Source organism: Corynebacterium tuberculostearicum (assembly GCF_022347385.1).
Classification (GTDB): domain Bacteria; phylum Actinomycetota; class Actinomycetes; order Mycobacteriales; family Mycobacteriaceae; genus Corynebacterium; species Corynebacterium tuberculostearicum_M.
Map to the genome: position 1 here is coordinate 13,259 of NZ_JAKRDT010000008.1, position 18,569 is coordinate 31,827.

17 protein-coding genes are annotated in these 18,569 nt (G+C 57.2%); 4 read left to right on the top strand and 13 right to left on the bottom strand.

What is annotated here, in order from left to right; translation table 11 throughout:
- Nucleotides 1-90 precede the first annotated feature (90 nt).
- From MHK00_RS05985 to uvrA, 7 genes are all read right to left on the bottom strand, one after another.
- Nucleotides 91-894, bottom strand: coding sequence for a TrmH family RNA methyltransferase (locus tag MHK00_RS05985; protein WP_250410840.1), 804 nt, complete (start codon nt 892-894; stop codon nt 91-93).
- Between the two features lie 108 nt (nt 895-1,002).
- The gene (locus MHK00_RS05990) at nt 1,003-1,455 is read right to left on the bottom strand and encodes a TM2 domain-containing protein (RefSeq protein ID WP_239279287.1); all 453 of its coding nucleotides are present in this window, start codon (nt 1,453-1,455) and stop codon (nt 1,003-1,005) included.
- Between the two features lie 152 nt (nt 1,456-1,607).
- Nucleotides 1,608-1,991 carry a 50S ribosomal protein L20 gene (gene rplT / locus MHK00_RS05995; protein WP_005323264.1) on the bottom strand — a complete coding sequence of 128 codons (384 nt, stop codon included), beginning with the start codon at nt 1,989-1,991 and terminating at the stop codon, nt 1,608-1,610.
- A gap of 55 nt (nt 1,992-2,046) precedes the next feature.
- Nucleotides 2,047-2,241 (bottom strand): 50S ribosomal protein L35, encoded by a 195-nt coding sequence (gene rpmI / locus MHK00_RS06000; RefSeq protein WP_005323265.1) that lies wholly within the window; start codon nt 2,239-2,241, stop codon nt 2,047-2,049.
- A 36-nt stretch (nt 2,242-2,277) separates the two neighbouring features.
- Nucleotides 2,278-2,799, bottom strand: a complete 522-nt coding sequence (gene infC / locus MHK00_RS06005; RefSeq protein ID WP_080970442.1) for a translation initiation factor IF-3 — start codon at nt 2,797-2,799, stop codon at nt 2,278-2,280.
- A 270-nt stretch (nt 2,800-3,069) separates the two neighbouring features.
- Nucleotides 3,070-3,918, bottom strand: coding sequence for a serine hydrolase (locus MHK00_RS06010; protein ID WP_250410841.1), 849 nt, complete (start codon nt 3,916-3,918; stop codon nt 3,070-3,072).
- Nucleotides 3,919-3,925: 7 nt separating this feature from the next.
- Nucleotides 3,926-6,766: an excinuclease ABC subunit UvrA gene (gene uvrA, locus MHK00_RS06015; protein WP_250410895.1), complete on the bottom strand. Its 2,841-nt coding sequence runs from the start codon at nt 6,764-6,766 to the stop codon at nt 3,926-3,928.
- A gap of 65 nt (nt 6,767-6,831) precedes the next feature.
- Here uvrA and MHK00_RS06020 point away from each other — a divergent pair, with 65 nt between their 5' ends.
- The 4 genes from MHK00_RS06020 (at nt 6,832) to MHK00_RS06035 (ending at nt 11,954) form a co-directional block, all read left to right on the top strand.
- Nucleotides 6,832-7,434: an MBL fold metallo-hydrolase gene (locus MHK00_RS06020; protein WP_005327847.1), complete on the top strand. Its 603-nt coding sequence runs from the start codon at nt 6,832-6,834 to the stop codon at nt 7,432-7,434.
- Nucleotides 7,435-7,511: 77 nt separating this feature from the next.
- Complete coding sequence (locus MHK00_RS06025) at nt 7,512-8,528, top strand: DoxX family protein (RefSeq protein ID WP_005323270.1); 1,017 nt, start codon at nt 7,512-7,514, stop codon at nt 8,526-8,528.
- 163 nt (nt 8,529-8,691) lie between these two features.
- On the top strand, nt 8,692-10,917 hold the full coding sequence (locus MHK00_RS06030; protein ID WP_250410842.1) for a HelD family protein: 2,226 nt from the start codon (nt 8,692-8,694) through the stop codon (nt 10,915-10,917).
- A gap of 20 nt (nt 10,918-10,937) precedes the next feature.
- A complete protein-coding gene (locus MHK00_RS06035; RefSeq protein ID WP_250410843.1) occupies nt 10,938-11,954 on the top strand; it encodes an App1 family protein phosphatidate phosphatase in 1,017 nt (338 codons plus the stop codon).
- A 70-nt stretch (nt 11,955-12,024) separates the two neighbouring features.
- On the opposite strand, the gene MHK00_RS06040 is transcribed toward MHK00_RS06035, so the two are convergent.
- The 6 genes from MHK00_RS06040 to MHK00_RS06065 form a co-directional block, all read right to left on the bottom strand.
- Complete coding sequence (locus MHK00_RS06040) at nt 12,025-12,465, bottom strand: universal stress protein (RefSeq protein WP_005323273.1); 441 nt, start codon at nt 12,463-12,465, stop codon at nt 12,025-12,027.
- An 83-nt stretch (nt 12,466-12,548) separates the two neighbouring features.
- Nucleotides 12,549-13,001: a universal stress protein gene (locus MHK00_RS06045; protein WP_005323274.1), complete on the bottom strand. Its 453-nt coding sequence runs from the start codon at nt 12,999-13,001 to the stop codon at nt 12,549-12,551.
- A gap of 129 nt (nt 13,002-13,130) precedes the next feature.
- Nucleotides 13,131-15,224, bottom strand: coding sequence for an excinuclease ABC subunit UvrB (gene uvrB / locus MHK00_RS06050; RefSeq protein WP_179386448.1), 2,094 nt, complete (start codon nt 15,222-15,224; stop codon nt 13,131-13,133).
- A gap of 40 nt (nt 15,225-15,264) precedes the next feature.
- Entirely contained in the window at nt 15,265-15,627 is a 363-nt protein-coding gene (locus MHK00_RS06055) for a DUF4259 domain-containing protein (RefSeq protein ID WP_250410844.1), read from the bottom strand.
- A gap of 90 nt (nt 15,628-15,717) precedes the next feature.
- Complete coding sequence (gene coaE / locus MHK00_RS06060) at nt 15,718-16,317, bottom strand: dephospho-CoA kinase (protein ID WP_250410845.1); 600 nt, start codon at nt 16,315-16,317, stop codon at nt 15,718-15,720.
- 81 nt (nt 16,318-16,398) lie between these two features.
- Nucleotides 16,399-18,450 (bottom strand): glucose PTS transporter subunit IIA, encoded by a 2,052-nt coding sequence (locus MHK00_RS06065; RefSeq protein WP_250410846.1) that lies wholly within the window; start codon nt 18,448-18,450, stop codon nt 16,399-16,401.
- Between the last annotated feature and the right edge of the window lie 119 nt (nt 18,451-18,569).

The following is an 18,569-nucleotide window of genomic DNA, read 5'->3' on the forward strand; positions in this document are numbered from 1 at the left end:
TCTTCTCGCGCGAAAACTAACGCGTGCAATCTTACTCTGTCCCGGCTAGGCCGACCGCCCCAGGGACCCCCTTTTCATTCGGGGATCTGCTTAGCTGTGCTCTTGGGCCTTCGCGGACTCATAAAGACAAATGCTGGCGGCTGTTGCCAGGTTGAGTGACTCTGCTCGCCCACGTAGCGGAATACGCACCCGCATATCGGCTTCTTCCAGTAGCTCGCCCAACCCGTGGGCCTCGTTGCCAAAAAGCCACGCCGTCGGCTGAGACAAATCTGCCTCGGCAAGGTCTACCTCGCCATCAGCGGCTGTCGCCACAATCTGCATGCCCGACTTACGCAGCTGCCCCAAGACGTCCTTAATATTGGGGTCTCGCGCTACCGGGACATGAAACAGCGAGCCGGCTGAGGAGCGCGCTACCTTGCAGCTGAGGGGATCGACCGTCTCGCCCGCAAAAATTACTCCATCTGCTCCCATGGCGTCGGAAGTTCTAATCAAGGTGCCTGCATTGCCGGGCTCCGAAGTAAGCACGGGAACAGAAACCAAACTTGGCTTGCCATTAAGGATTTTGCCCGCGGACCACAGCACTGGCTTACATAGCGCGAAAAGCCCCGTGGTGGTGGCGGTATCAGATAAATGCTTAGCCGCTTTATCGGTGATGGGATGTACGTACACTCCCATGTATCCACAGGCGGTAATAATGTCACCGAAGCGTTCTGCGGCCTTTTCAGTAACGAAAACATCGACAGCAGCGCCCGTAGACACCGCTGCATCTACGGCGTTTTCTCCCTCAATCAGGAATTGCTTCGCCTTCTTCCGGTTAGCAGCGCGGTGCAGCTTGGCTGCGTTAACAATGCGCGGGGTGCGTTCAGTAAAGGCAGAGTCAAAATCCAAATTCATGGCTTCTACCCTACCTACTAGTTGCCTAGACCCAGACTCAGCCCCAGCTGCGTAGGCAAAACAAAAAATCCTGTTGCCGATATGGCAACAGGATCACAATGCTGGGTGCTACTTAGCTAGTGGCACGCCGCGGGCGTCCTTATCGTAATCACCGGCGCCGGCAATGATCATGATGAACTCAATGAAGACCCAGATTCCGACGATGGCCCAAAATGCGAATCCAAGCAAGAACCAGAAAGTAGCCCAGCCCAAGATATTAAGCACCAGCTGCGCTACGCCGAAGGTCGTGCGACCGGTATAGAAGTTATGCGCGCCAAAGGAACCCAAGAAGAAGCACAGAAGCAGAGTCGCGATCCAAGACTTTTGCTGTCCTTGCGCCACATACTGCTGCTGCACTGGATAGGAACCCATATTCGGTTGTGGTGCATAGCCCTGGTTGTACTGCGGCTGGTAACCGGCTTGCTGGTTGTAGGGGTTGTACTGCTGCCCCTGGTTGTTGTCATAGGACTGGCCAGAATACTCGCCATTTTCTGGTTGGTAGCCACCATTTGGGTTTGTCACAGGGAATCTGCTCCTTGGTCTCGGGGTCACTCGTGGTCTGGACTCAATGTAGCATGCGAGACTGAGCTCACTAGACAGATAGAGTGTAAAACGAACAAAGCCCGCTTCGCCCGGCACATAAGCCGGAGAAACGGGCGTTGTATTCCTAGTAACTAGGCAGCCTTAGGAGCGTTGACGTCCTCAGGCAGAGCAGCCTTAGCAGCCTCGCACAGTGCGGAGAATGCCTCGAAGTCATTGACAGCAAGCTCAGCCAGGATCTTGCGGTCAACCTCGATCTCAGCCAGGCGCAGGCCGTGGATGAGGCGGTTGTAGGTGATGTCGTTCATGCGGGCAGCAGCGTTGATGCGCTGGATCCACAGCTTACGGAACTCAGACTTACGAGCGCGACGATCGCGGTAAGCGTAAGTCATGGAGTGCAGCCACTGCTCCTTCGCCTTACGGTACAGGCGGGAACGCTGGCCGCGGTAGCCCTTAGCGGACTTCAGAATCGCGCGACGCTTCTTCTTTGCGTTAACTGAGCGCTTTACTCGTGCCACAGTGATACTTCCTTAATTCGAATTGTGATGGCGGATGTGGGTTGATTCGGCGCTATTATGCGCGGCCGAGCAGGCGCTTGACGCGCTTGGTGTCAGGTTGTGCGACTGCCTCGGTGCCCTTCAGACGGCGGGTACGCTTGGACGGCTTGCCCTCCAGCAGGTGGCGGCGGCCAGCCTGCTCACGGCGCAGCTTGCCGGAACCGGTCACCTTGATACGCTTTGCGGTGCCCTTGTGGGTCTTCTGCTTCATGAGTATTAAGTCCTTAAATCCTACGTGGAATCTGGTCTACTTCTTGCCCTTGCGAACCGGACCCAAGACCATGGTCATATTGCGACCATCCTGCTTGGGGCGGGACTCAACAACGCCAACTTCAGCGACGTCATCGGCCAAACGCTCCAAGAGGCGGAAACCTAGCTCCGGACGCGATTGCTCACGACCACGGAACATGATGGTCACCTTGACCTTGGATCCCTTCTCGAGGAAGCGAACTACGTTACCCTTCTTGGTCTCATAATCGTGATCATCGATCTTCGGGCGGAACTTCTGTTCCTTAACCACGGTCTGCTGCTGGTTCTTACGGGCTTCGCGAGCCTTCTGAGCCTGCTCGTACTTGAACTTGCCGTAGTCCATGATCTTGGCCACTGGGGGCTTTGCCTTCGGGGCTACCTCAACCAAGTCAAGGTCAGCCTCGTATGCAAGCTTGCGAGCATCATCGGTACGGACGATGCCCACCTGTTCACCACCGGGGCCTACCAAACGGACCTCGGGTACTCGGATACGCTCATTGATGCGAGCTTCAGCGCTGATTGTGGTTCTCCTCGATTAGGGGGTGTATGAGTAAGTAGTTCACCTACCGGGACCACAAACGAATCGAACCCGGTCTGCCAAAGACAGCCGGGAGTTCTCACAGTGCCAAGCACGGGTGCTTGGTTACCTTTACCTTTATCCTACGAACCATGTTCGCGGCATCGGGTGGGAGAAGCTCCGCTTGTGACCCACGAACCTCGAAAAGGCGTCATGGGCGGTAGTGGCTTTGAGGATAGCAGCTTCTACCCTTTCCACCAAATCGCAACTCGCTTAGCTGTCCTTGCATTGAGCAGCTGGTTCAATGTTGCCCTTCTCTACCCCTTTATCAACGATGTCCACTAACTCATGGGCGAGATACTTTACCGCTGGCTCGGCTTTGGCATAGTCCTCGCCATCGGTAACCACAGATAACGCGACGCCGACGCGCTTGCCAGCAACCTCATGAACGCCAAATTGGCGGTAGGTGTACTCATTGTCGTCCTCGTCCAAGCCCCAGCCGCTCTTGGCGCGGGTTCGCTTCTCTTTCGACAGACCAATCTTCTGCCAAGCCACAATGTCTTTGAGCACCTTGTGGACGTAGTCCGCCTCCTCAATGCAAGGCAATTCAGCACCGAAGACTGCTTGGTCTTTCAATGACCACGTGGAGTAACCAAAAGCGGTGTCATGGATATCCGCGTGTGATCCATAGTCTTCGAGCAATTCCTCTACTGCCTTATCGGCGGAGCCTTCGCGCCATTTCACCTGGGACCATAGGGCGTAGGCGGCATCGTTATCGGATTCCTTGATTGCCAAGTCAACCAGGCTTCTATCCGCGCCGTCTTTAAGCGCGGCGATAGCGATAGGGACCTTAACCGTGGACCAGACAGGACCCTTGCCCTTATCGCCCACAGCAATGGTGTCATCACCGGCCGAAATAGCAACCCCAACCTTGGCGTGGTACTTCTTTGCAGTCTTGTCTACTGCACGGTCAAGCTGAGTGCGCACTAAGTCCGGGTCGGGCGCCGGAGAGGTCGTCGCGGGCGCTGAGACGTTCTCGGCCTCAGGATCACCAGAGCAAGCGCTCACCATAAACAAGGTGAGCGCTGCCAACAGGCTGGCGCCGAGGCGGTAACTATTCACAGTGTCCCTACTTCAACATGTCCTTTAGGTAGCTACCGGTATAGGAGCCCTCCACCTGCGCGACATCTTCCGGGGTGCCCTGCGCGACTACGGTGCCACCGCCGGCACCGCCTTCCGGTCCCATATCCACGATCCAGTCCGCAGCCTTGATGACATCGAGGTTGTGCTCGATGACGAGCACCGAATTTCCCTTGTCTACAAGGCCCTGGATGACCAACATCAGCTTGCGGATGTCTTCAAAGTGCAGACCGGTGGTCGGCTCGTCCAGGATGTAGATAGTCCTACCGTTGGTGCGCTTTTGCAGCTCTGAGGCGAGCTTAACGCGTTGCGCCTCACCGCCAGACAGTGTGGTAGCGGCTTGGCCGAGGCGGACGTAGCCCAAGCCGACGTCGACAAGCGTGGCAAGGTAGCGGTGAATCGAGTTGATGGGCTCGAAGAAGTCCGCTGCCTCAGAAATTGGCATGTCGAGCACCTCGGCGATGTTCTTTCCCTTGTAGTGCACTTCCAGGGTCTCGCGGTTATAGCGAGCGCCCTCACACACCTCACACGGAACATACACGTCCGGCAGGAAGTTCATCTCGATCTTGATGGTGCCATCGCCTTGGCATGCCTCGCAGCGCCCACCCTTGACGTTGAAGGAGAAGCGGCCGGCCTTGTAGCCGCGAACCTTGGCCTCCTGGGTTTCGGCAAAAAGGTTACGGATCTTGTCAAAGACGCCCGTGTAGGTCGCCGGGTTGGAACGCGGCGTACGGCCAATCGGGCTCTGGTCAACCTGGACCAGCTTATCCAGGTGCTCCACGCCCTCGACGCGCTTGGCGCGGCCGGGCACCTGGCGGGCGCGGTTGAGCTTATTGGCCAAGGTCTTGGCCAAAATCTCATTAACCACGGTGGACTTACCAGAACCAGAAACACCGGTAATGCATGCCAACACTCCCAGCGGGATTTCGACGTTAATGCCCTTCAGGTTATTCTCGCGTGCACCCACCACTTTCAGGGTGCGGCCCTTGTCGATCTCGCGGCGGTGATCCGGGACAGCGAGCACCTTCTTGCCAGAAAGGTACTGGCCAGTCAGGGACTCCTCTACCTTTTCAATTCCCGCCGGTTCGCCTTGATAGACCACCTCGCCACCATATTCACCGGCACGCGGGCCCACATCGACAAGCCAATCGGACTCTCGGATGGTGTCTTCGTCATGTTCGACCACGATGAGGGTATTGCCAATATCGCGCAAACGCTGCAGGGTCTTAATAAGGCGCTGGTTATCGCGTTGGTGCAAACCAATGGAAGGCTCATCGAGCACATAAAGTACGCCGGCCAAACCGGAACCAATCTGCGTGGCCAAACGGATGCGTTGTGCCTCGCCGCCCGAAAGCGTGGATGCGCCGCGATCCAGGGTCAGGTAATTCAGACCGACGTCCAGAAGGAAGCGCAACCGAGCCTGGGTTTCCTTGAGTACCGCACCGGCAATGATTTCCTCGCGGTGCCCCAGCACCAAAGAGTCCAGGAATTCAGAGGCATCCTCAATCGAAAGCGCACACAGTCCCGCAATGGACTGCTCACCATGAGTAGTAGAAGCCAAGCGGACAGCCAAGATCTCCGGCTTCAAGCGCGTGCCTTTACAGGTGCTGCACGGCACGCGGCGGGTGTACTGCAACAGGCGGTCCTTTTGGGACTGAGAATCGGTCGTTTCCAGCTTGCGGTGAATGAAACCGGTCGCGCCCTCAAACGGCGCGGTCCAATTGCGCTGGCGCCCGTAGCGGTTCTTGTACCGAACCTGCACCTCCTCGTCCGTGCCATAGATGAGCGCATGGCGCTGCTCCTTGGTCAATTCGCTCACTGGCGTCTTAGGGTCAAAGCCCTTTGCCTTGCCCAGACCCTCCACTAGTTTGACAAAGTAGCGGGAGTTGGGAGAGGAGTGCCACGGCTGAATCGCATCAACCGCCGGGGCATCCGGATCCGGAATAAGCAGGTCAACATCGACTTCCAGCTTGGTACCCAAACCATCACACACCGGGCAAGAACCAAACGGAGCATTGAAGGAAAAGGCACGGGGCTCATACTCTTCAATGGTCAAGGTGTGGCCATTGGGGCAGGCGGCCTTTTCCGAGTACGTGTGGGTGAGCTCTTCCCTATCTACGAACTCGATGGTGACCAGACCATCGGCCAAGCGCAGGGCCGTTTCCACCGAATCCGTTAAGCGTTGCTTCTGCGAGGCCTTCACCTGCAGGCGGTCAACCACTACCTCAATATTGTGCTTGATCTGCTTCTTTAGCTTGGGAGGATCACTGAGCTGATGGGTCTCTCCATCCACTCGCACGCGGGAATAACCCTGCGCCGAAAGATCCTGAAAAAGATCTACAAACTCGCCCTTGCGCTTACGCACTACCGGTGCAAGCACCTGGAACTTCAGCTTTTCTTCCAGATCCAGCACCGCATCCACAATCTGCTGCGGCGTTTGGCGTTCAATCACCGCATCGCACTTAGGGCAGTGCGGCGTACCAGCACGGGAAAATAGCAAGCGCAGGTAGTCGTAGATCTCCGTGATCGTGCCCACCGTAGAGCGTGGATTATGGTTGGTGGATTTTTGATCAATGGACACCGCGGGTGACAGGCCATCAATAAATTCCACGTTGGGCTTATCCATCTGCCCTAAGAACATGCGGGCATAAGAACTCAAGGATTCCACGTAGCGGCGCTGGCCTTCAGCGAAGATGGTGTCAAAGGCCAGCGAAGATTTACCGGAGCCGGATAGGCCGGTAAAAACAACCATTTTATCGCGGGGAATATCGATATCCACGCCCTTGAGGTTGTGCTCGCGGGCACCGCGCACCACCAAACGATCAGCCACTATGCTCATACCTCCAGTCCTAGGGATTGCAATCTTCCCTCGAATGTACCCGTAGGCTGGGACACATGACTAACGAGCTTCAGCTACATCAGATTTCCGTGTCCGAGATGGACAATAACTGCTACCTCCTTCAGGCGGGCGAAGAGGGCTTGCTTGTCGACGCCGCCGATGACGCGCCCGCAATCCTCGACATGGCCCGCAAGGCCGGAGTGAAAATTACCGCGGTGCTCACGACCCACCGCCACTGGGACCACGTGCGCGCACTCGAGGAGATTTTGTCCGAAACGGGTGCTACTCACTACGCCTCCTTCCTTGATTCCCCCGCCATCCCGGCTGAGGTAGACGTGGAGCTGCGCAAGGGCGATTCCATCGAGTTCGCGGGTCTTCAGCTGCCAGTCATCATCTTGCGCGGCCACACCCCCGGCGGTGCAGCCCTAGTTGCAAGCATCGATGGCGTCACCAATCTCTTCGTAGGCGATTCCCTCTTCCCCGGTGGCCTGGGCAAGACTACCTCTGAGGGAGACTTCGTCCGCCTATATAAGGACGTCACCGCGCGCATCTTTGATGAGTTCCCCGACAATACGATCGTGCGCCCGGGACACGGCAAGTCCACGACCTTGGGCGAGGAGCGCCCCAAGCTTGGTGACTGGTGGGAACGCCGCTGGTGATCCAAAGGCGGTTTTCCGCGTACAATGGTCTAGCACACGATAGGTCTAGAACAACGAGCTAAGGAGCTTTAAGGACTATGATTCGCAAGCTTGCCCGCCCCATGCTGGCATCCGTATTTGTATGGGAAGGCGTAGACAACCTGCGCAACGCGTCCGAGCACGTGAAGGAAACCGAGGGTTTCCTCAAGACCGTGCGCAAGGCCGTTCCTTCTGAGTATCAGGGCTACATCCCCAATGACCCAGAACTAGTTACCCGCGCCATTGGCGGCGCTAAAGTAGGCGCCGGCTCCACCTTGGCTCTGGGCAAGGCACCGCGCACTTCCGCTGCGGTACTGGCCGCCGCTACCCTGCCTAACCTGATTGGCAAGAATAACTTCTGGGCAGCAGACAACAAGGAAGACAAGGAATCCCGCCGCAACGGATTCGTTACCAACACCGCTTTGCTCGGCGCCCTGTTTATCGCTACCCAGGACACCGAGGGCAAGCCTTCCCTGCGTTGGCGCGCACAGAAGGCCGGCAAGCGCACGAATAAGAAGATTCAGCAGGCGCTGCCTACTAAATCTGAATCCGAGCAGAAGCGCGAAGAGCTCTCTGCCCGTGCTAACGAGCTGTCTTCCAAGGCCGGCGACTGGATCAACGAGACCTCTGCCAAGGCACAGGCTTATGTAGACGACAACAAGGATGACTGGCAGTCCACCGGCCGCGGTCTGCTGGATACCGCCAAGTCCTATGTTGACGATGCCAAGACCTACGTAGAGGACAACAAGGACGATTGGCAGGAGTCTGGCCGCGGCTTGCTGGGCAACGCTAAGTCCTTCATTGAGGACTCGGTCGACAACGCCAAGACTTACGTTGAAGACAATAAGGGTGACTGGCTCGAGACCGCACAGGCTAATCGCGACATCGCCCGTACCCGTGCTGTGAAGGCAGCTACCAAGGCTCAGGCACGTGCCGACAAGGCCGTCGCCAAGCTGGATGGCGCCAAGTCCAAGCGCGCAAACAAGAAGGCTTCCAAGCACGCTGACAAGCTGCAGCAGGAGGCAAATAAGAAGATTGAGGCAGCTATCAAGAAGCTGGAAAAGCGCTCTAAGTAGCCACATCTTCCTTGGCCGAGTATCTCGGCGATGACTCAACGGCCCAGCCTTATGCTGGGCCGTTGTTCTTTGTCACAGCAGGGTCTAAACTCATCTCTCCCCCTCGCCGGACAGCGTGCCCGGCACCTTCCACCCCATCAACGTCCAATCACCAAGGAGTCACGTGAACTCAGCATCCCAAAAGCACGCGGCGGCCGCAGGTTCCTCGGAGCGCGAAGCCATCGCTACGGAGCAAGATTATGTGGACGGCCTTTTCTCCCGCCTCGACGATGAGGTGGCTGCAGCAAATGAACGGCTCAATGAGGTGCAGGCGGACGTAGATCCCTCCACCCCGGACGCAGATGCCTTGGTACGCCGCGAAACGGAATACCACGGGCTCCAAGCCAAGCTGGATCGTCTCAATGTGGCCCAAATGGGATTGGTCTTTGGCCGCATCGATATTGACGCCCCCGGTGACAATCCCACCGCGGAAGGCCTAGATCGCCGCTACATCGGCCGCATGGGACTCGATGCGCGTGAAGAGGACTATCGCACGCTCCTTCTAGATTGGCGTGCCCCCATGGCACGGCCCTTCTACCTCGCTACCACCGCCCAACCAGAAGGCGTGCACACCCGCCGCCAAATCCGCACCAAGGGGCGCACCGTCACCGGCATTCATGATGAGGTCCTTGCCGGTCCCGGCGTGCGTGAAGAAGAGGCCGGCGTAGCGAGCGAATCCGCTCTCTATCACGCTATGCAGCGAGCCCGCACGGGCCACATGGCTTCCATTGTGGAGACCATTCAGCGGGAGCAGGACGAGATTATCCGCGATAACACCCGCGGCGTGATGGTGGTAGAAGGCGGCCCTGGCACCGGTAAGACCGCAGTTGCGCTGCACCGCGTTGCCTATCTGCTCTATACCCACCGCGAGCTGCTTTCTGCCACTGGCGTACTCATCGTTGGTCCCAATAGCAGCTTCTTGGACTATATTTCGCGCGTGCTCCCAGAACTAGGCGAGACCGGCGTGGTGCTCTCCACCATCGGCGGACTCTTCCCTGGAATCGAACCGGAACACGAAGAAGACCTGGTGGCTCGGGAAATCAAGGGCAGCGACGCCATGGTGGAAATCCTCTCCACCGCGGTCAAGGACTACCAGCTGCTTCCCGACGACCCGCGTGAACTGGCAGTCGACGGCCTGGCCCTAGAGGTAACGCCCAGCATGGTGAAAAGCGCCCGCACACGTGCACGCCGCTCGCGAAAGCCACACAATGAGGCTCGCGGTGCCTTCATTGAGCACCTCGTAGAAGACCTTGCCCAGCAAATGGCAGAAAAGGTAGGTGCCGATCCGCTTGGCGGAAAAAATCTCCTTTCGCGCGCCGATATTGATCAATTCCACGATGACCTTGCTGAGGACGCGGCGGTTACTGCCTTGATCGATGAGTTTTGGCCCGAACTACACCCCACCGATGTACTTGCTGCTCTAGTCTCCTCACGCGAGCGTATCGCTTCTGCCGCCCACGGGTATGACGAGGAAACCCAAGAAGCGCTCTACCGCGCAGAGGGGCGAGCATGGACGGGTTCGGATGCGGCCTTGCTAGACGAGCTTGCCGTCCTCATCGGCCTACCCAACCCTGAAGAAAAGAAGGCAGCCGATGATGCGGCGTGGCGCGACCAAGTGGCTGATGCGGAAGACGCATTGGATATCTTGTCCTCCTCCGAGTCCACAGATAATGACGATGACATGTTTGAAGCAGAAATCCTCTCTGCCCACGATGTCATCGACGCCGAGACCTTGGCGCACCGCCAGGAGGTACGCGATAAACGCACCACTGCCCAACGCGCCCGCGAAGATCATACGTGGGCTTATGGTCACATCATCGTGGACGAAGCCCAGGAATTAACGCCTATGGAGTGGCGAATGCTCTTCCGCCGCTGCCCTTCGAGGTGGATGACTTTGGTGGGTGATACCTCCCAGACTGGTTCCCCGGCAGGTGTTGATGACTGGGGCGAAGCTTTGGAGCCGTTTGTGGCGCAGCGCTTCCGTCACCACTTCTTAACCGTCAACTATCGCACCCCGCAGCCCATTACGGAATTGGCCAATGGCCTGTTGGAAATGATTAACCCTGATGCCATCCCGGCGACAGCCATCCGTGATGGAGTGCAGGTGCGCCGGCTTGAGCAGGGCAACTACGTCCCTGGAGTACACAGCGAAGAGGACGGCAGGCTCACAGCGGTTATTGACGCCGGCACGGCGGAGCGCTACAAGGGCCTCGAGTTTGACCACGTGGTCGTGCTCGATCCGCAGCGCATCGTGGATGCCTCCCCACAGGGATTGCAGAACCTCTATGTCTGCATCACTCGTGCCACTCAATCCCTCACGCTCGTTGGTGACTGCGGCGAAGTTCTTTAGGCTCCCGTAAGCTTTATGCCATGGCCTTATCTGACATCATGCGCAAAGCTGAAAGCTCACTTAACTCCATTACTTTGAAGCGCTCCCAACGGCGTGGATGGCAGCCCCTGATTGTGGGATATACAGGCTATGGCACCACCGATCAGGTGAGAATCTTCGGCCGCGTACTCATGCACGATCCTGATGAAGGCAAGAAGGATACGTGGGGTCAGCGCGGCTACCAGCAGTTTCTTACCATTCAAGTAGGACACCACGATGTTTCGGTAACTATTGGGGAAAAGACTGTCACCGGCACCACCGATCGAAACGGATACATTGACTTACTAGTCCATGACCACGAACTAGAGCCCGGGTGGCATACGGCAACAATCGAGGCCGCACATGCGAAGGCTGTGGAGGCTCAACTACTTATCGTTGATCCGGCGGCCAAGATCGGCATTGTTAGCGATATCGATGACACGGTGCTTGTCACGTGGCTGCCGCGTGCGCTCACCGCGGCGTGGAATTCCTGGGCCAAGCGCCCTAGCAAGCGACAGGCCGTTCCCGGAATGGCCGAATTCTATGCTCAACTACAGCAGCGCTTCCCCCAAGCCCCAGTGTTTTATCTTTCTACGGGCGCTTGGAATACCTTTGGCTCGCTCAAGAAATTCCTGTCTCACCATGGTTTCCCCGCGGGTCCCATGCTGCTGACGGACTGGGGCCCAACGGAAACGGGACTTTTCCGCAGCGGTCAGGAGCACAAGCGTGTTCAGCTGCGCAATCTGCTCATTGCCTACCCGGATATGCAATGGATTCTCATTGGCGATGACGGACAACATGATCCACTGACCTACGGCGATGTGGCTAATGAGCATCCGGACCGGATTCACTCTGTGCTCATCCGCAATCTGAGCCCGCAGGAGCAGTTGCTCTCCCACGGCTCGCTGAGCCCTTTGGCCGATGCCAATGAGGAGGGCCACTTCTCTATCCCCTTGATCCAGGGCGCGAACGGCAACGCCATCGCCGCCGCATTCAACGCTGCACACCCTACGGACTAAGCTGCGCTTAACGACGAAACTCGCCTTGGTCTTTCCAGAACAAGACCAAGGCGGGTTTTAATCACCGCTTTTAGCTGACGGTGTGAACGATCATTACATCGCAGTCAGACTGGCGAGCAACGTCTGCCGGCACGGAGCCCAGCAGGCGACCGGTCAGGGAGTTGATGCCGCGGTTGCCCACGATAAGCAGGTCAGCATCGTTGTCGTTGACGATGGACATCAGGGCCTGCACTGGGGTGCCCGGGCGAACAGCGGTTTCTACCTTGGAAGCGCCGAACTTCTCAGCGTGTGCCTTAGCATCCTTGAGGTTTGCCTCCGCCTTCTCATCGCCCAAAATGGTTACGGAATCCTGGCGCAGGGTCTTGGAAGCCTGCTCCTGGTTTTCGTAGTAAGCACAACCGATAATCAGATTGGAATCGAATGCGGCGGCGATCTTAGCTGCTCGCTCTACAGCGAGGAGAGAAGACTTAGAACCGTCAGTACCGACAACGATCGAGTTGTAGTCGCTCATGATGACCTTTCTTTGTGGGTGTGTACCCGGAGTGTTCATTTAGCCTACAGAGGCATTACTGCCAGTGTAACAACGAAAAAAGATTAACGTTTCTCGCTGGTATTAACTACGACGACGTCTACCTTTGACTTGTGGGTTAGTTCCGTTGGGACAGAACCAAAGACTCGACCACGAACGGAATTCACGCCGCGGTTTCCCACCACGAACAGGTCCACGTCATAGTCCTGGCCTACTTCCAACAAGGCTTTTACTGGGTCTCCAGATTTCCCTACGATTTCAATGTGTTCCGCACCCTCTGACTCGGCGATACGGGTGGCATTGGTTAGGTAGGTACCGGCCATGTCCTCACTTACAACGGGCAGACCGGCTTCGTCGCCCCTCGGAGCACCAAGCATGGATCCAGCGTGGTTATAAAAAGCTGAGATAATAATCAGCTTAGCGTCGTACGCCCGTGCCATGGACGCCGCAGCGCGGACCGCGCGCAGGGAGGTTTCAGAGCCATCGGTGCCGACGGCAATGTTTTTATAAGTAAGCATTATTCTCCTTGCAGTTGAACTATTTCACAGTGACAACTAAACGGCGCTTCTGGCACTTATCCAGTATAACTAGCGCAGCCCTTAAGAGAAGCACCCGCGGAGCCAATCATCACTTTCAGGGGGAGAAAACTAAATTCCCGCTTCCTTCAATCCACGCAATTCCTTCTTTAGATCAGCAATCTCATCGCGCAGACGACCAGCCAGCTCGAATTTGAGCTCGCGTGCGGCGGCCCCCATTTGGGCCGAGAGGTCGTCGATAAGCGCCTGCACCTCATCGGTAGCCATGCTGGAAATATCCCGCTTCTCCACCACTGCAGAGGGGTCAGAATTGGACTCTTCGTCCCCGCCGTCTTCATAGACTTGGTCAAGGATATCGGCAATCTTCTTCCGCAAAGGCTGCGGGTCGATGCCGTGTTCCTTGTTATAGGCTATCTGCTTTTCGCGGCGTCGCTCCGTCTCCTCGATTGCCTCTTGCATCGAATCGGTGATTTTATCGGCATACATAATCACCTCGCCAGAGACGTTACGGGCAGCACGGCCGATGGTCTGGATGAGCGAGGTGGTAGAGCGCAAGAAACCTTCCTTGTCCGCATCTAGGATGGCAACGAGCGATACCTCGGGGAGGTCAAGGCCCTCACGCAGAAGGTTGATGCCCACCAGCACGTCAAACTCGCCTAGGCGCAATTGCCGCAAAAGCTCGACGCGCTGCAAGGTGTCGATATCCGAGTGCAGGTAGCGCACCTTAATCCCCTGCTCCAGCAGGTAATCGGTGAGGTCTTCTGCCATGCGCTTAGTCAGCGTAGTCACCAGTACTCGCTCTTGCTGCGAAATGCGGGTGCGTACCTCATCAATAAGGTCATCAATCTGGCCCTTAGTGGGTTTGACGGTAACCTTCGGATCCACCAGACCTGTCGGGCGAATCACCTGCTCCACGTACTCACCGTCCGAGGACGTAAGTTCAAAGTCGCCAGGGGTGGCAGACATGTAAACGGTTTGTCCCACGCGTTGTTCAAACTCATCGAAGGTCAGCGGGCGGTTATCCACTGCGGAGGGCAGCCGGAAACCGAATTCCACCAGGTTGCGCTTGCGGGACATATCGCCCTCGAACATGCCGCCAATCTGTGGGACCGTGACGTGAGACTCGTCAATGATGGTGAGAAAATCCTCGGGGAAGTAATCCAGCAGAGTTGCCGGTGCGGAGCCGGCCGGACGGCCATCGACGTGGCGGGAGTAGTTCTCGATGCCGGAGCAAAAACCTACCTGCTCGATCATTTCTAGATCGTATTCGGTGCGCATGCGAAGTCGTTGTGCCTCCAGCAGTTTGCCGCGGTTTTCCAGATCTTCCAGGCGCTCGGCCAATTCCTCCTTGATGGCAGCCACAGCTTTTTCCATGCGTTCGGGTCCTGCCACGTAGTGAGTCGCGGGGAAGATGCGCACTTCGTCTACTTCCTCGATGACATCGCCAGTGACGGGGTGAATGTAGTAGAGGGAATCGATATCATCGCCAAAGAATTCAATGCGCACTGCGCGCTCCTCATAAGCCGGAATGATATCGACTGTGTCGCCCTTGGCGCGGAATGTACCGCGGGTAAATCCCACATCGTTGCGTTCGTATTGGATATCCACCAACAAACGGAGGAAGCGGTCCCGGTCCAGCTCCTCGTCCACGGAAATAATGACCGAGCGATCCAAATAGGACTGCGGGGTACCCAAGCCGTAAATGCACGATACGGAGGACACAACCACCACGTCCCGGCGGGACAGGAGGGCCGAGGTAGCCGAGTGGCGCAGGCGCTCCACGTCCTCGTTGATGGACGAATCCTTTTCAATATAGGTATCCGTCTGCGCGATATATGCCTCTGGCTGGTAGTAGTCATAATAAGAGACGAAGTACTCCACCGCGTTATGCGGCAAGAGTTGACGTAGCTCGTTCGCTAGCTGCGCTGCCAGAGTCTTATTTGGTGCCATTACCAGCGTGGGCCGTTGCTGTTTTTCGATCAACCACGCAGCGGTGGCGGACTTACCTGTACCGGTAGCACCCATGAGTACTACATCGCGCTCATCGCGGTTGAGGCGTTCATTGAGCTCTGCAATAGCGGCGGGCTGGTCTCCGGCCGGCTCGTATTCAGAGACAACCTGAAACTCACCTGGGGTGCGCTCGACCTCGCTGACGACGCGGTGCTCGGAATTTGGAATAAGAGGATGTTCAGCAGCAAAAGCCATGCCCACTACTCTACTGCTTATACGGCGCAGCTAGCTATGTTCACGGCAAGGAGTCCTGCGCGGTGCGCAGCCACTCTTCCAGCTCGCCGGTGGTCTCCCACAGCGCATAAACAGAAGACGTCTCTGGTCGCATCGCACTATTAATGCGGCGGCGCAGCCACGCTTTAGACTGCGGCGTATACAGGGGCGCAAGATCCTCGCGGTGGATTCCTTCCGGCAGCGCATCAGCTTTCAGCTTCAACAAGGCGCCCAGTGCGATCATGGTTTCTGCGTCATCGGAGTCCATGGGCTCTTCGGCACATGACTTCTGAAAGGCTGTGAGATCGAAAGAGCCATCACGCAAGCTAGCGAGCAGTTCTCGCGCCGCGTGATTATCAAAAGGCCCAGTATCCCACGTTCCCACGGCGAGTAGCTTAAGACGCGAAAGTTAACGCAACTTCGAAACTGCGTAAACTCTAACCACCCAACGGTTAAAGTTTGGGTGACCCCGCATCTATGACTCCGCTTCTATACGGTTCATGACCTCGGCCGCTCGCGCACGCAGCTGCTCCAGCGTGCCGTTGTTGTCAATGACGTGCGTGGCCGCGGCTAGTCTTACCTCATCCGCTACCTGCGCTGCTATGCGACGTCGCGCATCGTCCTCTTCCAGCCCGCGTAAAGCTACGAGGCGACGGACGCGCTCTTCTACGGCCACGTCGACCACAATGACGTAGTCCATGTCTTTGTCTAAGCCGTTATCCACCAAAAGCGGCATATCGTAAACGGCGAAGTCATAGCCGTCTTCACGTGCCTCCGCGAATTGGCGCTGCGTTTCCGCTTGGATGCGTGGATGGGTAATGGAGTTCAACAGTTCGGTATGTTCCTTGTCCGCAAAGGCTCGCCGAGCCAGTTCCTTGCGGTTGAGGCTGCCGTCCGGCAGCAAAATATCTTCTCCAAATGCTGCCGCCAGCTCCGATAGAGCGGGCTTGCCAGGCTTGACGACGTCGCGGGCAATGCCATCGGCGTCAACCACACGCCACCCCCGTTCGCGGCAGAGCGTTGCGACTGTTGACTTACCACTGCCAATACCGCCTGTAAGGCCAATGAGTTTCATGGCAGCCACCCTACGCGAAAAGGAACCCCGCCATACACGATGATGCGGGGTTCCTCTGTCGCTATAGGTGTCAGCGTTACTTTATTCCGCTGCTTCCTCCGGCTTCGGCGGAATGCGGAGCAGTTCATCACTCGGGGTAACCTGGCCGGCTTCGCCGGAGACCGCGCCGAATTTGGTGGCGTTAGTGACCACAACCGGAGTAATCAGGTTATAGCCCTTGGAACGGATGAACTCCGGGTCAAAGCTAATCAGCTTATCCCCTGCGGAAATGCGTTGCTTCTTTTCCACGTGCACGTCGAATCCTTCGCCTCCCAGTTCCACGGTATCGAGCCCTACGTGGATGAGCAGTTGCACGCCATTGTCGAGGCTTAGGCCTACCGCATGGCCGGACTTTTGAACGGTGAGCACCTTGCCGTCGGCAGGCGCATAGACGGTATTGCCAGTTGGCTGGACTGCCATGCCAGGCCCCAGCTTTGCGCCTGCGAAGATAGGATCCGGGACCTCCGAAAGATCAACTGCCTCGCCCTCTAGAGGGGAATCCAACACGATGTCGTCCTTACCGGCCTGCTTGGCGGCTACACCAGTAGCAGCAGCGCCCGCAGCGCTGGCAGCAACGGCGCCACCCGCATTCGGGGACTCTCCCTTGTCGGCCTTGGCGGGCTTAAACTCCGAACGAGCAGCTACGTCATCCACAGATTCGCCCTGTTCGCGGGCGATGCGCTCCAAGTCTGCCTGCTTTTCTTCTGCTGTGCGGTAGCCGAAGAACAGGGTCAGGAAGAAAGAGGTAAGGAATGCAGCCGTGATACCAAGGACGTAGCCCAGCTGCGGCGTCATAGCGCCGGTGGTCAATGCAGAGGTAAAGACGAAGGCCTCAGCGCGGACATCAAAGATACCGATGATTGCGCCGCCTACCGCACAACCTGGCAGCAACCGGTAGTAGCTGCGGCGGAAGCGCAACAAGATGCCGTAGAGGGAAGGCTCCGACACGCCACCGAGGATGCCCGCTGCGAAGGCACCAATAGAGACCTGGCGCATGGCATTGTTCTTCTCCCTGAAGGAGATAACCATGACCGCGCCAACAACGCCGAAGCAGGCGAAGTTCCATGCGCCCATCGGGCCTTGGATGAAGTCGTAGCCGTAGGTCGCGATGTTCTGAATCATGATGACATTCAGCGGCCAGTGCAGGCCCATCGGAACGAGGAACGGGTACAGCAGCGGAATGACGATAGCCAAGATGAACGGCGAGAAATCATTGATTTGGTACAGGACCCAGGAAATGCCATTGCCCACGCCAATGCCGAACGGGCCGAGCAGGAAGGCCGTTGCCGGAATCATGATGAGCAAGGAGAAGAACGGCACGAAGACCATATGAACTGCGCTCGGGATGATCTTCTTTAGCCCCTTTTCCACCCAGTACAGGCCGATCGCGGCCAAAATGGGCGGGAATACCTGGGAGCCATAGGAGTTGATGACCAACGGCAGGCCAAACACGTTGACGGTATCGCCCTGCTCACCCAGCGACATAAATTCGGGGGTCAAAAGTGCTGCGGGAATAGCTGCGGAGACCCACATATTCGCGCCCAGCTTTTGGGCCGCGGTCGCACCGACCATTACGGGCAAGAAATAGAAGACCGACTGGAACATGGCATGAGCCAGACGGAAGCCTTCCGGCTGCTCCTCCAGCGGTGCACGGAAATCCTGGATGTGTGCCGTGTCCGCCAGGATGAGCAGCATGATGATGAGCGAGGCGCCGAGCAATGCCCACAGGACGGGGCGGAAAGTATCAGAAAGGAACTCGAAGCAGTAATCTACCCAGTCATACTTACCGCGAACACCGTCATACTCCTTCTTGGAGGACGCTTCTTTGTCGCCGGAAGCATGCACACCGGGCTGCTTGATGATCTCGTTGTAGTAGTCAGCAACGCCGCCGCCCATGACTACCTGGTAGCCGTGAGCGCCCTGGGGCACGGTACCAAGCACCGCTGGGTCGCTATCGAGCTTTTCTTGGTCAACTTTCCCCGCATCGGCCAGTTGAAAGCGCAGGCGCGTCGCGCAGTGCGTCAGCGACGTGATGTTGTCGGCGCCGCCGATACTCTCAACGATGTGGGTGGAAGTGTCCTTAATAGATGCCACTTCTTACTCCTCAGTTCAAATACCACTTATAACCAGTACTGCACTGGCTATAACGTCAGGTTTGAGTATAAGAGGATTCCCACATGAACAAAAGCCCGTTTTGTGGACTTGCCAGGGAG